The organism is Lactobacillus sp. VURO6/B1 (VP7) (genome assembly GCF_058139575.1).
Window position 1 is genome coordinate 1 of record NZ_JBVOWJ010000007.1, and the last position, 17,310, is coordinate 17,310.

General features: G+C 37.4%; 15 protein-coding genes. All 15 read right to left on the minus strand.

Going from position 1 to position 17,310, the window contains the following annotated elements:
* Positions 1 to 217: 217 nt before the first annotated feature.
* Positions 218 to 736, minus strand: coding sequence for a hypothetical protein (locus ACZ2M0_RS04790; RefSeq protein WP_223901939.1), 519 nt, complete (start codon positions 734 to 736; stop codon positions 218 to 220).
* A gap of 212 nt (positions 737 to 948) precedes the next feature.
* Positions 949 to 2,310, minus strand: coding sequence for a DEAD/DEAH box helicase (locus ACZ2M0_RS04795; protein WP_490058715.1), 1,362 nt, complete (start codon positions 2,308 to 2,310; stop codon positions 949 to 951).
* Positions 2,303 to 3,259 carry a DHH family phosphoesterase gene (locus tag ACZ2M0_RS04800; RefSeq protein WP_490058716.1) on the minus strand — a complete coding sequence of 319 codons (957 nt, stop codon included), beginning with the start codon at positions 3,257 to 3,259 and terminating at the stop codon, positions 2,303 to 2,305. Before ACZ2M0_RS04800 ends, ACZ2M0_RS04795 begins: the two co-directional genes overlap by 8 nt.
* Before the next feature lie 49 nt (positions 3,260 to 3,308).
* Positions 3,309 to 4,445: a DNA polymerase IV gene (gene dinB / locus ACZ2M0_RS04805; protein WP_490058717.1), complete on the minus strand. Its 1,137-nt coding sequence runs from the start codon at positions 4,443 to 4,445 to the stop codon at positions 3,309 to 3,311.
* Entirely contained in the window at positions 4,438 to 5,886 is a 1,449-nt protein-coding gene (gene zwf / locus ACZ2M0_RS04810; RefSeq protein ID WP_490058718.1) for a glucose-6-phosphate dehydrogenase, read from the minus strand. The genes dinB and zwf overlap by 8 nt, the downstream gene beginning before the upstream one ends.
* A gap of 146 nt (positions 5,887 to 6,032) precedes the next feature.
* Positions 6,033 to 6,497, minus strand: a complete 465-nt coding sequence (yajC, locus tag ACZ2M0_RS04815) for a preprotein translocase subunit YajC (protein WP_233560908.1) — start codon at positions 6,495 to 6,497, stop codon at positions 6,033 to 6,035.
* 71 nt (positions 6,498 to 6,568) lie between these two features.
* Complete coding sequence (gene ruvB, locus ACZ2M0_RS04820) at positions 6,569 to 7,582, minus strand: Holliday junction branch migration DNA helicase RuvB (protein WP_490058719.1); 1,014 nt, start codon at positions 7,580 to 7,582, stop codon at positions 6,569 to 6,571.
* Between the two features lie 44 nt (positions 7,583 to 7,626).
* A complete protein-coding gene (gene ruvA, locus ACZ2M0_RS04825; RefSeq protein WP_490058720.1) occupies positions 7,627 to 8,211 on the minus strand; it encodes a Holliday junction branch migration protein RuvA in 585 nt (194 codons plus the stop codon).
* Positions 8,212 to 8,216: 5 nt separating this feature from the next.
* Entirely contained in the window at positions 8,217 to 10,097 is a 1,881-nt protein-coding gene (gene mutL / locus ACZ2M0_RS04830) for a DNA mismatch repair endonuclease MutL (protein WP_490058721.1), read from the minus strand.
* Positions 10,098 to 10,099: 2 nt separating this feature from the next.
* Positions 10,100 to 12,682, minus strand: a complete 2,583-nt coding sequence (mutS, locus tag ACZ2M0_RS04835) for a DNA mismatch repair protein MutS (RefSeq protein ID WP_490058790.1) — start codon at positions 12,680 to 12,682, stop codon at positions 10,100 to 10,102.
* A 159-nt stretch (positions 12,683 to 12,841) separates the two neighbouring features.
* A complete protein-coding gene (gene pcp / locus ACZ2M0_RS04840; protein WP_490058722.1) occupies positions 12,842 to 13,489 on the minus strand; it encodes a pyroglutamyl-peptidase I in 648 nt (215 codons plus the stop codon).
* A gap of 20 nt (positions 13,490 to 13,509) precedes the next feature.
* Positions 13,510 to 14,433, minus strand: coding sequence for a DUF979 domain-containing protein (locus tag ACZ2M0_RS04845; protein WP_490058723.1), 924 nt, complete (start codon positions 14,431 to 14,433; stop codon positions 13,510 to 13,512).
* Between the two features lie 8 nt (positions 14,434 to 14,441).
* The gene (locus tag ACZ2M0_RS04850) at positions 14,442 to 15,110 is read right to left on the minus strand and encodes a DUF969 domain-containing protein (RefSeq protein ID WP_419513217.1); all 669 of its coding nucleotides are present in this window, start codon (positions 15,108 to 15,110) and stop codon (positions 14,442 to 14,444) included.
* 126 nt (positions 15,111 to 15,236) lie between these two features.
* Complete coding sequence (gene groL, locus ACZ2M0_RS04855; RefSeq protein ID WP_490058724.1) at positions 15,237 to 16,868, minus strand: chaperonin GroEL; 1,632 nt, start codon at positions 16,866 to 16,868, stop codon at positions 15,237 to 15,239.
* A 19-nt stretch (positions 16,869 to 16,887) separates the two neighbouring features.
* A complete protein-coding gene (gene groES, locus ACZ2M0_RS04860; protein ID WP_034980276.1) occupies positions 16,888 to 17,172 on the minus strand; it encodes a co-chaperone GroES in 285 nt (94 codons plus the stop codon).
* Positions 17,173 to 17,310: the final 138 nt, after the last annotated feature.

The window sequence follows — 17,310 nt, forward strand, 5'->3', positions numbered from 1 at the left end:
TGCCCTTTTGTCAAGCACTTTTTTCTGGAACCTTTTTGCCGTCTTGCCCGACAGCGTTTATTATCTTACTAAAGCAGCCCAATTTTGTCAACTGCTTTTGCTCGATTTTTTGCCGGCCACCGGGGCCTCTTGCCTTGCGGCTCATTGCCCGACGACAGTTATTAATACTAGCAATTATTTTTCTTTTTTGCAAGTATTTTTTACAAAAAAAATTAATTCAGTCAGCTTTTTTTATTGATTGCTCAATATGAACCAATAATAAATGGATACTCTGGTATACATCCCTGATATCATGTCGGCATTCATCTACCACCCAGTTAAAAACAATAGCATAAATTCCGTTTGCTACTAATTCCACTTTGCGAACTGAAAATGGACCTCTAGGTCGCATGTAATTTTCTATTGCTATAGCATATTCTTTTCGCAAAACACGATAAAATTCTGGTGGATCTTGTGCAATCCTATTGAGATTAATATAGAATATTTTATTCTCTTTTATTTTCAGCAACATGCGGTAAAACATCCGGTCCATCGTTTCGCCATCTACACTTCGCAATGTCCGCCTAGTTTGCAGAGTTAAAACTGAAGTAAATAAATCACAAATATTGCGGTATTTTGTATAAAAAACCCCACGATTTATATTTAACTTCTTACAAAACTTAGTTACAGTGTACTTATAAACTCTATATTTTGACAGCTCCAACAGGAGAACTTGCTCAGTCTTTGTTAAGCTCATATTGATCGCTCCTACTTATAGTATCATAAGTATATCAATAATAGGCATGACGAGCAATACTATCTTGGAAAAAAATGATGTTATTTTTAAAAGCTAAAAAAGCACTTAAAAAGGCAACATACTTTAATTTATCCTCTAAATAAAAAACCAACAACTACTAAAATCGTAGGCTGGTTTTCAGATAATAAGTTAAATATGATTTTTATTTAAAATTAAGTTTGACTATCGCGCCTATCTTTTCTTTGTCGCTTTGCCTTACGAATTTTACTACGCTGCTCAATTTTATTTTTTTGAGCTCTGTCTTGCTGAATAGCTCTTTTAATCTTTTTCTTATAGCCTGGTTTACGCTTTTTTTGTGCTTTTTTTACCATTCCTCTCACCTTATTATCAAGTCCTTGAGAAGTTGATTTTCTTAATTTGCGGTTATGATAATGTGTCCGTGATATGAGAGAATTATCTTTAATTTCGACAAAATCAAAATGAATCCCCATTTTTTCCAGCTTAAGAATTTGATTCATTTCTTCTTCACGAATTAACGTGATGGCATGACCGCTCATCCCATTTCGTCCAGTTCTACCGATACGATGAATCACAAATTCTAATTCACGGGGAATTTCATAATTAATAACTAAGCTGACACCTTCAATATTTATGCCACGTGCGGCTAAATCAGTTGCCACTACATATTGGTATTGTCCAGCCTCTACCTCACGCATAGTTCTTTTACGTTCGCGTTCAGTTATTCCACCATGAATCTTAGCCACTTTTAAGCCCTGATTAATGAGAAATTCTGCTAATTCATCAACAGTTTGCTTTGTGTTAGCAAAAATAAGTGCCAAATACGGTTGACCCATTGTTAATAATTGATAGAGTACTTTTTTACGACTTTTTGAGCCAATATCAAGCAAATCGTTTTTGACCGTTGGCGAGATAACGGTGGGATTATCTATGATAATAGTTTCAGGCTTTGCCATGTATTTACGTAAAAAGTTAGCCAACTTAACCGGAATTGTAGCCGAAAAAGCAGTTAAAACACAATTTTGGGGCAATCTTTGTGCAATAAAATCGATTTCACTTAAAAATCCCATGTCCAGAGTCATATCAGCCTCATCAATGACAAAGTTTTTGACATAATCTAGTGGCAAAATCTTTTTTTCAACAAAATCATGTAGTCTACCGGGAGTAGCAATGATAATTTGCGGTTTATGTCTGCTAATACTTTCAATTTGCCGCTCACGATCGGTACCACCTGCTAATAACGCAATAGACAGGTTTAGATTGGAAGCATCCCTTAACTGGCGTGCAACTTGATATAATTGCTGTGCAAGTTCACGACTAGGCGTGGTCAAAATTGCTTGAGGATACTGAAGATTTTCGTCAATTTCATTCATAATAGGAATCAAAAATGCGTGAGTTTTACCTGAACCGGTAACTGCTTGCACTACAGCATTTTTGCGTGCCATTAAAACAGGGATCACTTTTTCCTGCACTTCAGTGGGTTTAACAAAGTTAATCTTTTTTAATCCCTGTCTAATTGCTGGATTTATCTGTTCATTTTCAAAAATATTATTCATGTTCCTCTTGATATTCCTTGGTTACCTGAACTAGTTCTGCGAAAATTTGTTTCACTTCCGCCATGTCTTTTGCGTTAGCTCCACTTGCTAAAGCGTGACCGCCTCCATCATGTTTTGCTGCTAATTCGTTAATTACTGGTCCCTTTGAACGATAATGGACTCTGAATGTACCGTCTGGTTTTTCAACAAAAACATTCCAGGCAATGATATCCTTAATTCGACCGGGAGTAGAAACAGTACATGAAGCTTGGTCTGAATCTACACCCAATTTATGCAGAGTATCCTGAGTCAGAATAGCATAAGCTGCACCACTAGCATCAACTTTCATATATTCCAAAACTTCAGCCTGTAATTTTGCTTGCTGGAAAGTTACATCGCTGATATTGCGGGCAATCTCGTTGATGTTAATTCCGGTAGCTGCCAATTTAGCCGCAATTTTAAAAGTATGATCTGTTGTTTCAGGATACATAAATCTACCAGTATCACCCACTATTCCAGCATAAAGTGGATAAGCAACTTCTGCAGTAAGTGGCATTTTTTCAGTAATAATAAAGTCTGCTACAATTTGTGAAGCAGCAGGAGCCTGATCATCAACAAAACTCATATCAGCATATGGTTCAACATCGGGATGATGATCAATTTTAATTAAGAAATCACCTTTGCTATATAGTTTATTAGAAATACGGGCTGTATTTCCGGTGTCTGTTGTGATTACAAGAGCTCCTTCATAATCCTGTTCAGTCACTTGATCCATATGATTGATCCATGCTAGATCGCCTTCATCATTTTCACCCGCGCATAAGATACGCTTATTGGGAAACTGTAGCTTTAAAGAACGTGCAAGTCCTGCCTGAGAACCTAAAGCGTCTGGGTCTGGACTAGTGTGTCTATGTAAAATAATGGTGTCATATTGTGTGATTTTTTGATATATTTCGGTAAAAGTATTCATATCTAAACTCCTTTATTACTTATATAAATTCCAGCCTAATAACAACTTTTTATTGAGTAAATAAATCTAAATCCATATTTTCATAGTCTGCTTCTGTAAAATCTGTAGCAGTCACACCCAAAAGCCTTATGCCATCACTTAAAAATGAACTGGAAATAGGATCAAAAAGTTCTTTAGCAGCATCGTATAGTTCTAATGGATTATTAGTAGCATGATCAAGTTTACGCCTTTTAGTAACAGTCTTAAAATCACTGTTGCGAATTTTTAAAACAACAGTATTGGCATAAAAATTTCGTTCAATTAGCTTATCAGCCAGATCATTAACATAATTACGCAAATTTGTCAATGCAGTTTGCTCATTGTAAACACTAGGTTCATAGGATCGTTCAATACCAATAGATTTGCGATTACGCTCATCATCAGGAATTACTCGTGATAAATCAATACCGTTAGCGTGTTCAGCCATTAAGTATCCCATACGGTTGAAATGTTTTATTAAATCACGAACATGCATTTTTTGCAACCCATGACCTGTAAAAATGCCCATTTCTGCTAATTTTGCTTGAGTTTTTGGACCGATACCATGAAACTGAGCAATTTTTTGTTTTGCTAAAAATTCTTTGGCTTCATCTGGCAAAATAACAGTGCGCCCGAATGGCTTCGAATACTCAGAACCCATTTTTGCTAAAAATTTGTTATATGTGACGCCAAAAGAACAATTAAGACCAACTTCTTTTTTTATTTTCTTCTGAAGATTAATTGCAATCTGCAATGCAGAGGTTATCCCTAATTTGTTTTCAGTTACATCCAAATACGCTTCATCAAGCGCGATAGATTGGACGTTATCAGTAATTTCATGCATCAACTGATGTATTTCAGCAGAAACACTATGATATTTAGTAAAATTTGGGCTCAAAAATACCAATTTATTTTTCGGTATCAGTCTTAATGCCTTAATCGATGGCATAGCAGAGTGCACACCGTATTGACGAGCGATATAATTAGCTGTTGCAATCACACCATGACCGTGATAATTTCTAGGATCTTGACCAATTACCAGTGCTTTATTTTTTAATTCTGGATTATCGCGTGTTTCTACAGATGCATAAAAAGCATCCATATCAAGATGAATAATTCTTCTATGTGTATCATTTTTAGGCAAAAGGCCATCGTCAAAATTACTCATAAATCCAACGCTCTGTCGGCGACTCAAAAATTTTAGCAGCTGACTTAGGACCCATTCTGTATGGCAAATATTGTTCAGGTTCCTGACCCTGTTCGTTTTCTTTTTGCCAAGCTTCTTCAACATGGTCAATAAATTTCCAATAGTTTTTTAGTTCACTCCAGTGAGTAAAATTAGTCGAATCATTTACAAAAACATCATGCAACAAACGTTCATAACCATCTGGCACCTGTTTTTGCTCTTCACTTGTAAGTCCGTAGCTTAAATTCTCACGTCTGATTCCAGTTTCATTGATTTTTTTACCGTTAATAGTAATAAAAATTTGCATCTGCGGATCTATAATGATTGAAATATTATTTGAATGAGCCATGCCATACTGATTCGACATATGCTTTAAAACAATGTCAATCCTATTTTTCTTTTCTCTCATTTCTTTACCAGTTCTAAAATAAATTGGTAAATCTGCCAATGGCCCCTTTTTAAACTTTACTTCACCTGCTACATAGGTTTCCGTATGAGAATCCTCAGCAACATTAGGCTCTTGACGATAGCCAAAGGTGACATCGCTGCCAAGATATTGCCCCCTCACAAAATGCCGCGCAATTTCATCTTCTGTGGGAATTATCATACTATCAAGAAGTTCTTGCTTTGCTTTGTGGATACTTTGTGAAGTCAAATCCTTAGGCTCTGGCATTGCAAGCAAAGTTATGATTTGGAATATATGATTCTGTACCATATCGCGCAAAGCTCCTGCTGTTTCGTAATAGCCACCTCGAGCCTCAACTCCAAGTTGTTCTGCTAAAGTGACCTGAACGTTTTTAATATTATGATTATTCCAAATATTTTTAATCAATGGATTAGTAAGCCTCATTGGTAAAATGTTCTGAATCATTTCCTTGCCTAAATAATGATCAATCCGAAAGATATCATCTTCAGCAAAAGATGCAGTTATTTGCTTGTTCAACTCTTCTGCCGTGGCAAGATCACGACCAAAAGGCTTTTCAACAACAATGCGGTTAAAACCCGAACTAGTTAAATGCTGATCATTAATGTGTTCAGCAATAGTCCCAAAGAATTTAGGAGCCATGGCCATGTAGAAAATACGATTTCCCTGTGCACTATAACGATCGTCAAGATCTTGCGCCAAATTTTTCAAAGTTTCATAGTGTTCAACATTTGTCACATCATGAGACTGATAGTAAAAATGGCTGGCAAAAGCAGCTAAATCATTTTCATCCACTTCATTATGTGTTTCGTGCACAGCGTCACTCACTTGGTCGCGCAAATATTCATGTGACCATGGACGACGAGCCGTGCCGATCACAGCAAAATTATCGTGAATTAAACCTTGTTCAAATAAATTAAACAGTGCAGGATATAACTTCCTATGAGCTAAATCTCCACTCCCACCAAAGATAATCATAATTACCGGAATGTTATTCATGAAAAAATCCTTTCTGCTATCTTTTTACACTAACTTTATTTTATACTATTTTGCCGGTAAACTCGCGCTTTGAGCAACATTTGCCAATATTTGTTTACTAATTTTGGTAACAAAAAAGTGCCTTGAAGGCACTTAAGTAACTGCTTTTATTTTGAATCGTCAGGAGTTTCATCAGATGAACTGGCTGGTCTTTCTTCAGTTGACTTTTCCGCTGGCTTATCTGGTTTCTGATCCGTTGTCGGTTCACTTTGCTCTGATTCTTCAGCTTTATCAGTACTTTCAGAAGTAGCAACTGGTTCAGCATTAGCCGTATTATTTGGCAAAATTTGCTGTACTGCCATTCTACTAAAAGTTAAATAAATCCCATCAGCATCAAGCACAACAGTTTTGTCTTTGGTATTAACGGAATCAATTTTACCGTGAAGACCATCAATCATGATGACGCTGTCACCTTTCTTCAATTGATTCATCATTTCCATTTTCTTTTGCTGTTGCTTTTTTTGGGGTTTGATCATAGTAAAATACATCAAAGCGATCAAAACAACAAAGATAATGATTGTCCACAAACTTCCGCTTCCATTATTAGCATTAGCTAAAAATAAATTATTCAATGTTACACTCCTCAAATTAAAATTACTCATTGTCTAAATATTAATTATACAAAAAATAACGAACAATTGCATTATTTGTTTGGCAAGGGCAAGCCTAAATGAACGTAAGCTTTCTCAGTGACCATTCTTCCTCTTGGAGTCATTAATAAAAAGCCATTTTGCATTAAATATGGTTCGTACAGTGACTGGATAGTTTCAACGTCTTCACCCGAATTTGCCGCTAAAGTCCTGATTCCTACCGGTCCACCACGATAATTTTCAATAATTACACGCAGAATTTTGCGATCAGTCTGATTTAGGCCTTCATCGTCAACTTGCAATTGTTGCAGTGAGCTTTTTGTAGTGGCAAAAGAAATGAATTCTTCTCCTTTGACCTGGGCAAAATCACGTACTCTGCGTAATAACCTGTTAGCCACACGGGGCGTGCCCCTTGATCTGCGTGCTAATTCGTGTGCTGCTTGAGGTTCAATATCAATATTAAAAACTTTGCTTGAACGACAGATAATTTTTTCTAACTCATCAACCGTATAATACTGCAAGTGTTCCACGATACCAAATCGTCCGCGCAATGGTGCAGACAATTGCCCAGCCAAAGTAGTTGCGCCGACTAAAGTGAAAGGTGGCAAGGGGACATGAACCGCGTGAGTAGTCTGCCCTTCACCAATTACGATATCGACATAATAATCTTCCATAGCAGAGTAAAGAACTTCTTCAATTGGTTTGGCCAAGCGATGAATTTCATCAATAAATAAAATATCACCAGGATTAAGATCAGTTAGCAAGGCAACTAAATCACCAGCCTTTTCAATTGCAGGTCCACTAGTGCTTTTCAAATGAACACCTAGTTCATTCGCTATTACAAATGCTAAAGTTGTTTTTCCCAATCCAGGCGGACCATATAATAGAACGTGATCCAGTGCTTCGTCTCTTTTTTTAGCAGCTTTTATATAAACTGCCATTTCTTTTTTTACCCGTTTTTGTCCCAAATATTCATCTAGTGTTTGGGGACGCAGTGAAAATTCGGCCTGTTCTTCTTCTGAGCCTTGAGCTTCACCAGAAACTATCTCATTTTTATTTTCTGCCAACTGTCTCACTTCCTTTTAAATCGTTATTTTCATTATAACAAGATTTACTTCTTTAAGAGAAGAGCCAATCCTTTTTTAATGTACTGATCTGCTGTTGTCTTTTCCTCTTTTATTAAAGCCGGTGTAATCCTGTCTACTTCTTTTTTAGTATAACCTAATGCCAATAATGCCAATAATGCATCATTTAATTCCGGAGTTATTTCTGCTAAAGCTTCTTTATTTGCTTTCTTGACATAGTCTCCTAATTTACCCTTTAAATCAAGGACAATTTGTGAAGCCGTTTTTTTGCCTACACCAGGAAAACGAGTTAGGTATTTCACCTCACCCTGTTCAATTGCTTCTGCTAGAGAATTACTGTCTTCAGCAGCCATAATTGCTAAAGCAGACTTTGGTCCGATACCACTGACACTTAAAAGTTTTAAAAACAAGCCTTTATCATCTTCAGTCTGGAAACCATATAAGGTAACTCCAGTATCTCGCACAATTTGTTCTATAAAAACTCGCACTTTTTGTCCCTCTTGGTATGCATATGGTGAGGGAGTAAAAACCTTGTAGCCGACTCCATTTACGTCAACTACTATAAAATCTGGCTTAACTATTGCAATATCGCCATTCAAATATTCATACATTTTTGTTAATCTTTCTTAAACATTTTGCGTAAATCTTTTTTCCTTAGGCGCACAATTACCAAATTACCCTTTGCATCATGATACGGATCAGAAATTTGTCTCAAACTCGTCAAAATTTCGCCACAATCTGCAGATGTCAGCCTTTTACGTCCAGGAACTTCCCTTTGAGCTTGATCTGCTGCTATTCTTTTAATTAAATTTTGAAAATTGCTTTCATCTACATTTAAAAAGGTGTCTAAAATTGTACGCACAGAATGTTCGACGTCTTTGCCTAACCAAGTGGGATAAGACCTCAAGATAAAGGTATCTTGCCCAAAATCTTCTAAAAAAATACCAATTTTTTTGATATCTGCCAACTTATCTTTTATTTGTAGAAAATCTAAATTGCCAAATTCCAAAATTAAAGGACTCAGTAAACCTTGCTGGCTAATTTTAGAACTAGACAACTCGAGCATAATCTTTTTAAAAGAAAGCAGTCTTCTGGCAGCAACCTGATCAATTAAATATAAGTCATCATTACTTGCAGCAATAATAAATAATTTAGTCTGACCTACAAAACTTAGCTCGGGTAAACTACTTGCCAGTAATTCATCCCCCGTAGAAATTATCCCGCTATTAGATTGCTTACTGGTAAAAGGCGTCAACTGACATTGCTTTTTTACATTATCTGTCCAAGTTGCAGTAATCAAATATCGATCATCATCTCGCGGAATATCTAAATTCACATACTGTGCATGCTGTATATGCTGAATTTCTTCAGGACGTGTTTCATTAATTTGGTCAGCTTGAGTTTCAGGTCTGTTAGTTTCAACCACGTTTTTATTTAAATTAAATTTTAGCTGATCAACTAAAGTATCCTCCATAGCATTATTTAAATTGCTAATAGCATCAGATTTTGTTTCATTCTTCAAAAGCACACTGCTGATTGCATTTGTTATTAAACGACTTAATTCAGTTTCTTTAGATAAACGTACTTCTCTTTTTGTGGGGTGCACGTTAACATCAACCAAAAGCGGATCAGTTTTTATCTTAACAACAGCTATCGGATAATGTTTAGCAGCAAGGTTATTACCATAGCCATCCATTACTGCACTCGCTAATTTGAAATTTCTAATGTAACGGCCATTAAGTAAAATTGAAATAAAATTACGCGTAGATCTGGTAAGTTCAGGATTAGAAATTAAGCCACTTACCTCAAAGTCATTGTCACTGCCTTTAAAAGACAACATTTTTTCAGCAATATTTCTGCCATAAACACTAGAAACCGTTTGCCGTAAGTTATTGTTGCCAGCAGTCCTTAATAATATGCGACCTTCGTTCATCAATGTAAATGCAATTTCAGGATAACCTAACGCAATCCGATTAACAATATCCACGATTTTCATAATTTCAGTTCTCGGACTACGTAAATATTTTAATCGCGCCGGCGTGTTATAAAATAAGTCTTTAACAGTAATCTGTGTACCTTTTCTGGCAGCGGCATCCTCCTGTGCTTTTTTAACTCCACCCGCAAACTCGGCGCGCGTACCTATTTCATTAGCAGAATTAGTTAAAATTTCGACGTGACTGACTGCAGCAATTGAGGCTAAGGCTTCGCCCCTAAAACCTAATGTATTGACATTAAATAAGTCATGCTCATTTGCAATCTTACTGGTCGCATACCTAGTAAAAGCAAGATCAATCTGATCGCTATCAATTCCGGAGCCGTTATCTTGAACTAGAATTTGCTTTAATCCGGCATCAGTGAATTCAATTCTAATTCTGCTGCTACCTGCGTCAATTGCATTTTCAACCAGTTCTTTTACCACGCTAGCAGGTCGTTCAATTACTTCTCCGGCTGCGATCTGATTAGAGAGGTTGACAGAAAGCTCATGTATTTTTGCCATGACTAGTTCTCATCCTTTAAATCTTCTTGCCAGTTTTCGACTAACTGCATTACTTGCAGCGGCGTCTGATCAGCTAAATAAAGATTAGAAATTTCATCTAAGATATCTTTTTCTTTATCAGTTAATTCATCCTTAGAATCTGATGGTGTTTCAACAGGAACAGCTTCTTCTGTTTCACTAGCTGTACTAAACAAATCCAGCTGCGTGGAAGCAGGACCTAAATTACTTCCTTGGGCTTCAAGTCTATTAAGCAACTTAGTAGCTTTTCGTAAAACTTTTCGCGGCAATCCAGCAAGTTGTGCTACATGGATGCCATAACTTTGATCAGCTGGTCCTGGTAAAATTTTATGAAGAAAAATTAATTTACCGTTTTCTTCGGTTGCTCCAACGTGAATATTCTTTAAATGAGGCAAAGTCTGTTCCAAGGCTGTTAGCTCGTGGAAGTGCGTCGCAAATAAAACTTTGGCTCCAACTTCATCGTGCAGATACTGGACAATAGCACCAGCTAGAGCCATACCATCATAAGTGGCTGTTCCCCGCCCGATTTCATCAAATAAAACCAAGCTGCGTTTAGTGGCATGTTGTAAAGCATCATTTGCTTCAGTCATTTCAACCATAAAGGTACTTTGACCAGAAATCAGATCGTCTGCTGCCCCAATCCGGGTAAAAATTTGGTCAAAAATCGGCAAGTCAGCACTATCTGCTGGCACAAACGAACCAATTTGAGCCATCACGGCAATAAGTGCCATCTGCCTCATATAAGTGCTTTTTCCGGACATATTAGGACCAGTTATCAGAAAAATGTCTGTATTTTCTGTTAATTTTACATCGTTAGGAATAAAAGAGCCTGCTTTCATGACCTGTTCAACTACAGGGTGACGGCCCATGATAACTTTAACATCCTGATTATCAGTATGGAATTGTGGTCGGCAGTAATTGTTGTCCTCGGCTACTTGAGCAAAAGAGCAGAAAACATCAAGCTCTGCCACTTGTCCAGCCAACTTTTGCAAGGCAGGAATATATTTCTTAACTTCTTCTCTTAATTTCACAAACAAATCATATTCCAAATCCGTTGATTTGGTCTGTGCTTCCAAAATCAGATTTTCATGCTCTTTAAGTTCAGGTGTAATATATCGTTCAGCATTGGTCAAAGTTTGCTTACGGGTATAACGATCTGAAGGTACTTTGCCCTTATTCGAATTTGTAACCTGAATATAATAGCCAAAGACCTTGTTGTAACCTACTTTTAAATTTTCAATTCCTGTTTTGGCCCGTTCATCCTGCTCCATTTCAGTCAACCATTTTTTACCATTATTCATGGCATCCCGGTAGCGATCAAGTTGACTATCAACACCATCTTTGATTAATCCGCCTTCAGTCGTCAGAACTGGAGGCTGATCAACAATGGTATCTGTAATTAATTTAGCAATGCCTTTTAACGGATCAATTTGTCTGGCAAAATTTTGCAGATTTTTATTATCAGCTTTTTGGATTGCTGTCAAAATCGTTGGCACGGCATTGAGAGAGTGAGCCAACTGCAATAACTCGCGGGCATTGACATTGCCAAAAGCAATGCGCCCAGTTAAACGTTCCAGATCATAAACCCCTTTTAGAGCATCGTTAATATTTTCTCGCGTAAAATATTCATCAATTAAGGCCTGCACCATTTCTTGCCGTTTATTTAGCTGCTCAATTGACAAAAGTGGCCGAGCCAGCCATTGTTTTAACAGCCGTCCACCCATTGCAGTATGCGTTTTATCCAGAACCCAAAAAAGGGAACCCATTTTTTTGCCGGTTTTCGCAGATGCTGTTAACTCTAAATTATCCCGTACAGTATGAGACATTTGCAAATATTGATTGACTTCATAACTTTTTGCTACTTGTAAATGGGCTAAACTGCGGCGCTGGGTCTGCAATAAATAACCTACAAGTTGTTTTACAGCAGCTTTTTCAGCAGAATTAGTCAAATCCTGCTCAGCAAAAGAAATCTCTGCATGTTTGCCAGTTAATTCTACGGGCTCTGACACTGTAATATTAGCTTTATGAAGAAAATCACTATCCTTGTCACTTAAGTGACCATTAAAAACAACTTCGCGTGTTCGCAGCGAAAGCAACTCATTTGAAACAGCCGCAAAGCTTTTTAAATGTGTAGCATAAATTTCACCAGTGGATAAGTCACTGTATGCAAGTCCAAAGCAACTTTTAGTAGTCACAACTGATGTCAGATAATTCGATTCCTTGGCTTCACTGGGCTTGTCATTCATCAAAGTTCCCGGAGTCACAAGTTGAATTATGCCCCGTTTAACCATTCCTTTAGCTTTTTTAGGATCTTCAAGTTGTTCACACAAGGCTACTTTGTAGCCTTTTTCAACTAAAGTATCTACATAAGATTGAACAGCTACATGCGGGACTCCCGCCATGGGAACAGGATTTTCAGTTTTATTTGACCTGTGAGTCAGCGTTAATTCCAAAATTTGCGCACCTTTGACTGCATCATCTTCAAATAATTCGTAAAAATCGCCCACCCGATAAAAAAGGAAAGCATCCGGATATTGCTTTTTAATTTCGTGATATTGCTCCATCATCGGAGTCAGGTTTGTTTGCGCCATTATTCCCCTTCTTTTCTGCATTACTGTTATTATTATACGCTAAACTTCTTGTTAAAAGAAAAAAGACCGCAAGTAAAACGATCTCTTTTCACAATATGCTTTTTAGTTGCAATAATTGCTTTCTGTTTAAAAAATTTAAGCAATGTGACCTTCAATACTCTGTAAATCTTTTTTGCCATCCATTTTCACAATTGCGGTAATTGCAGCAGTAATGCCTTTGACATCATCTGCTAGGCTAAGACATGGAGTTTCAGGTTTAGCAACAACTTGCTCAGGTAAATACGGAATGTGCATAAATCCAGCCTTTAAGTTACGAAATTCCTTGTCAATCATATACTGCACTTGATACATAATATGATTGCAGACAAAAGTCCCTGCAGTTGTTGAAACAGAGCTTGGCAATCCAGCTTCCCGAATTGCACGTGCCATCGCTTTTACGGGAAGTTGTGTAAAATATGCGTTTTGACCATCTTCATGAATAGGACTGGCAATAGGTTGATAACCTTTATTATCAGCAATACGTCCATCATCAAAATTGATAGCTACTCGTTCTGGAGTCAAAGCATAACGACCACCAGCTTGACCGATATTTAAAACATAATCTGGTTTTTCCTTAAGAATATCTTCATGAACTACTTCTGCACAGTCGCCAAAAACTGTTGGTATTTCGAGTTTAACGATCTTTGCACCAGCAATCTCATCATCCAGCCGTTTAACTGCTTCAATTGCAGGATTAATCTTATCTTCGCCAAAGGGATCAAAACCTGTTACAAGAATTTTCATTATCTTTTCTCCTTACTATCTTAAAAAGCTAAAAAGTACATTAGAATAATTTGAATGAGCAGCATGCTAATTGCAATCGGAAATTGTTGCTTGATTACACCTAATTGATCTTTCATTTCCATTAATGCAACTGGCAAAGTATTAAAGTTGGCTGCCATTGGGGTAAGCAATGTACCGCAGTATCCAGATGTCATTCCTAATGCCGCAACTACAATCGGTGAACCACCTTGGGCGACAACGAAAGGAATGCCAATCCCTGCTGTAATAACTGCAAACGCAGCAAACGCATTACCCATTATTGCTGTAAATAGTGCCATAGCAATACAATAAAGTGCAACTCCTAATAAGTGGTTTCCAATAGGAAAAAGCCCGGAAATAGCTTTAGCCGTCACTTGTCCCACACCTGAAGCTGTAAATACCACACCTAAAGTTGCAAGTAGTTGTGGTAAAATGCCGGCAGAACCAACAGAACGAACCATTCTTTGTGTATCTTCGTAAACTACTTTGGCATTTGATCTAGTCAAAATTTGTGCAACCACAAGTGAAACAATAGCTGCTACACCGATTCCTACTTGACCACCAAAATTAGTAAACTGTGCTATGACCAAAGCTAAAACTGCCAGCAAGATACTGGGTAAGAAAATCCAGTTGCCAATACGTTCAACCGTTTTTTGGGCTACTTTTTCATCCAATTCCTTAATATGGCCGACACGAACCTGTTTAAATAATGATAACAAAGCAATAATGACGATAAGGCCACCGTTAATTGCATTTGGCAACCATTGTCCAGTGCAGAAAAGTATTGCAAATAAGAGCCAAAATAATCCAGTACCCCAGCGAGCTGGATTAGCCTGATCGCGCCAAGATTCAATAGCAGCAGCCAAGAAAAAAAGTCCAATTAAAATATAGAATGCCAGTAAAACATTATTAATTAAAGTATCCATTATTTCTCCTATTTTTCCTTGCTTTTCATTAACTTTTGGTCAAATGAGTGATTGTAGAACAGGCATAAAATATAACTGATAATAGCTACAGGAAAAGTGTATAAAACAATACCTGCAGGATCTACAGGATGACCCAGCGATTTCATTGTACTTGCAATAAGTAAAACACTTGAGGAAGCAACAAACAGGTTTTGGGCAAAGAAATTACCAAAATTTTCTGTTGCAGCAGCTCTTCCTTTAATTTGGTCTACTTCAAGAGGCGTCAATTCGCTATTAACCTTACCGGCCGCTTGTGCCATTGGATTAATTAATGGCGCAATAAATTGGACGTGTCCTTGTAATGAAATACCGAAAGCACCAGCAATTTCACGAATGGCTTGGTAAATATCGAAGATACGACCTGGAGTCAGTTTCTTCATTTTTTTAATCAAATTAACAGCAGCTTGTTTTAAACCATGTCTTTCTAAAATTCCAATAGTTGGCAAAGTAAGAAAGAATAACGAAACCATTCTATTATCCATAAAACCTTTACCCAGAATTGTCAAAAATGAGGTAAAATCTATTCCCGAAACTAATGCCGTAACTAAAGCAGCAATTACAACTACGGCTATCGTGTCAAGTCCTAAAGCAAATCCGACTACTATAACAACAATACCTAATAAACTTAAATATTCCACTAATGTTCCTTTCCAGTGAACAATCAAAACTGATATAAGCTTAAAACTGCATTATAACAAAAAATCCTGCCAGCAAGCCCCACAGGGTTGCTAGTAGGATTTATTAAATAACTAATAAAAACTAGATTACATCACACCTGGATTGCCAGCACCTGCGCCTGCATTAGGATCAGCAGCAGGTTTATCTTCTGGTATTTCGGCAACAACAGCTTCAGTAGTTAAGAGAAGAGCAGCAATTGAAGCAGCATTTTGTAAAGCAGTACGGGTTACCTTGGTTGGGTCAATAATTCCGGCTTCAACCATGTTTTCCCACTTGCCATTAGCTGCATTATAGCCTACTTCATTTTCTTGACCTTCAAGTTTGTTCAAGATAACTGAGCCGTCTTCACCAGCATTGTCAGCGATTTGACGAACTGGAGCAGTTAAAGCTTCTAAGACGATGTTGATTCCAGTTTGTTCATCAGCATTGTCGCCTTTAAGGCCTTTAACGGCATCCTTAACGTCTACTAAAGCTGTACCACCACCTGCAACGTATCCTTCGTCAACGGCTGCACGAGTGGAGTTTAAAGCATCTTCAATGCGGTATCTGCGTTCTTTTAATTCAGTTTCAGTAGCAGCACCAACATGAATAACGGCAACTCCACCGGTCAATTTAGCCAGACGCTCTTGTAATTTCTTCTTGTCAAAGTCAGAAGTAGTCTCTGCAATTTGTTTTCTGATTGAATCTTCACGGTCTTTAATAGCTTCGTCAGAACCAGAACCATCAACAATAGTAGTTGAGTCTTTGGTTACAGTGATGCGGCGAGCTTGACCTAGTTGGTCAAGCTTAGTGTCCTTTAATTCAAGACCTAAGTCCTCAGTAATTACTGTACCACCAGTTAAAGCGGCAATATCTTGCAATTGTTCTTTACGACGGTCGCCAAAGCCAGGAGCTTTAACAGCAACAACGTTAAAGGTACCACGAATCTTGTTCAAAACTAATGTTGGTAAAGCTTCACCAGAAACATCATCAGCAATGATCAAAAGTGATTTACCTTGTTGCACAATTTCTTGTAACAATGGCAAAATGTCCTGAATGTTAGAAATCTTCTTATCAGTGATTAAAATGTATGGATTGTCAAGATCTGCTTCCATCTTGTCATTATCAGTTACCATATATTGTGAAAGGTAACCACGGTCAAATTGCATACCTTCAACTACTGATAATTCAGTTTCAATACCACGTGAATCTTCAATAGTGATCACACCATCATTACCAACTTTTTCCATTGCGTCAGCGATTAAGTCACCAACTTCTTTTGAGGCTGAAGATACTGAAGCTACTTGAGCAATCTGGTCTTTTGAAGAAACAGTGTGACTAATCTTATGTAATTCGTTAACTACAGCCTTAGTAGCTTTTTCAATACCGCGACGAACACCAACAGGATTAGCACCAGCAGTAACATTCTTCATGCCTTCACGAATGATTGCTTGAGTCAAAACAACAGCAGTAGTTGTACCATCACCAGCAATGTCATTGGTTTTTTGTGCTGCTTCTGCAACTAACTTAGCACCCATATTCTCATAGTGGTCTTTTAATTCAATTGCCTTGGCAATTGTCACACCATCGTTAGTAATGTCTGGGTTGCCGTATGATTGCTCTAAAACAACATTTCTACCCTTAGGACCAATAGTTGCCTTAACAGTGTCAGCTAATTTATCAACACCCTTTAATAGAGAACGTCTTGCTTTTTCTGAAAATTTAATTTCCTTTGCCATGTTTTTCTGCGCTCCTTAATTACTTAACAATTGCTAAAATATCTTTTTCGTGAAGGACTAAATACTTTTCGTCATCATACTTGACATCTGTGCCTGAATACTTGTCGTATAAAACAACGTCACCTTTTTTAACGGTCATAGGAATTTTACTGCCGTTCTCAGCATAACTGCCCTCACCAACAGCAACAACTTCACCTTCTGTTGGCTTTTGTTTAGCATTAGAAGCCAGGACGATTCCGCCTACAGTTTTCTCTTCTTCTTCTTTAACTTTAACGATCACGCGATCACCAATTGGTTGTAACACGTTTGTCCCTCCTAAAATTAAATTATTAATCTATTTTACGTGTCATTAGCACTCCTATCAGTTAAGTGCTAACTTACATTTATGATAATAACCCCTTTTATGAAAAAATGCAAGAAAAAATTAGCACTTTGAGTAAAA

What these genes read in the sequence shown, in the direction of transcription:
- ACZ2M0_RS04790 (WP_223901939.1), bottom strand. Translation starts at nt 736, where the DNA reads ATGAGCTTAACAAAGACTGAGCAAGTTCTCCTGTTGGAGCTGTCAAAA.
- ACZ2M0_RS04795 (WP_490058715.1), bottom strand. Translation starts at nt 2,310, where the DNA reads ATGAATAATATTTTTGAAAATGAACAGATAAATCCAGCAATTAGACAG.
- ACZ2M0_RS04800 (WP_490058716.1), bottom strand. Translation starts at nt 3,259, where the DNA reads ATGAATACTTTTACCGAAATATATCAAAAAATCACACAATATGACACC.
- dinB (WP_490058717.1), bottom strand. Translation starts at nt 4,445, where the DNA reads ATGAGTAATTTTGACGATGGCCTTTTGCCTAAAAATGATACACATAGA.
- zwf (WP_490058718.1), bottom strand. Translation starts at nt 5,886, where the DNA reads ATGAATAACATTCCGGTAATTATGATTATCTTTGGTGGGAGTGGAGAT.
- ruvA (WP_490058720.1), bottom strand. Translation starts at nt 8,211, where the DNA reads ATGTATGAATATTTGAATGGCGATATTGCAATAGTTAAGCCAGATTTT.
- mutL (WP_490058721.1), bottom strand. Translation starts at nt 10,097, where the DNA reads ATGGCAAAAATACATGAGCTTTCTGTCAACCTCTCTAATCAGATCGCA.
- mutS (WP_490058790.1), bottom strand. Translation starts at nt 12,682, where the DNA reads ATGATGGAGCAATATCACGAAATTAAAAAGCAATATCCGGATGCTTTC.
- pcp (WP_490058722.1), bottom strand. Translation starts at nt 13,489, where the DNA reads ATGAAAATTCTTGTAACAGGTTTTGATCCCTTTGGCGAAGATAAGATT.
- ACZ2M0_RS04845 (WP_490058723.1), bottom strand. Translation starts at nt 14,433, where the DNA reads ATGGATACTTTAATTAATAATGTTTTACTGGCATTCTATATTTTAATT.
- groL (WP_490058724.1), bottom strand. Translation starts at nt 16,868, where the DNA reads ATGGCAAAGGAAATTAAATTTTCAGAAAAAGCAAGACGTTCTCTATTA.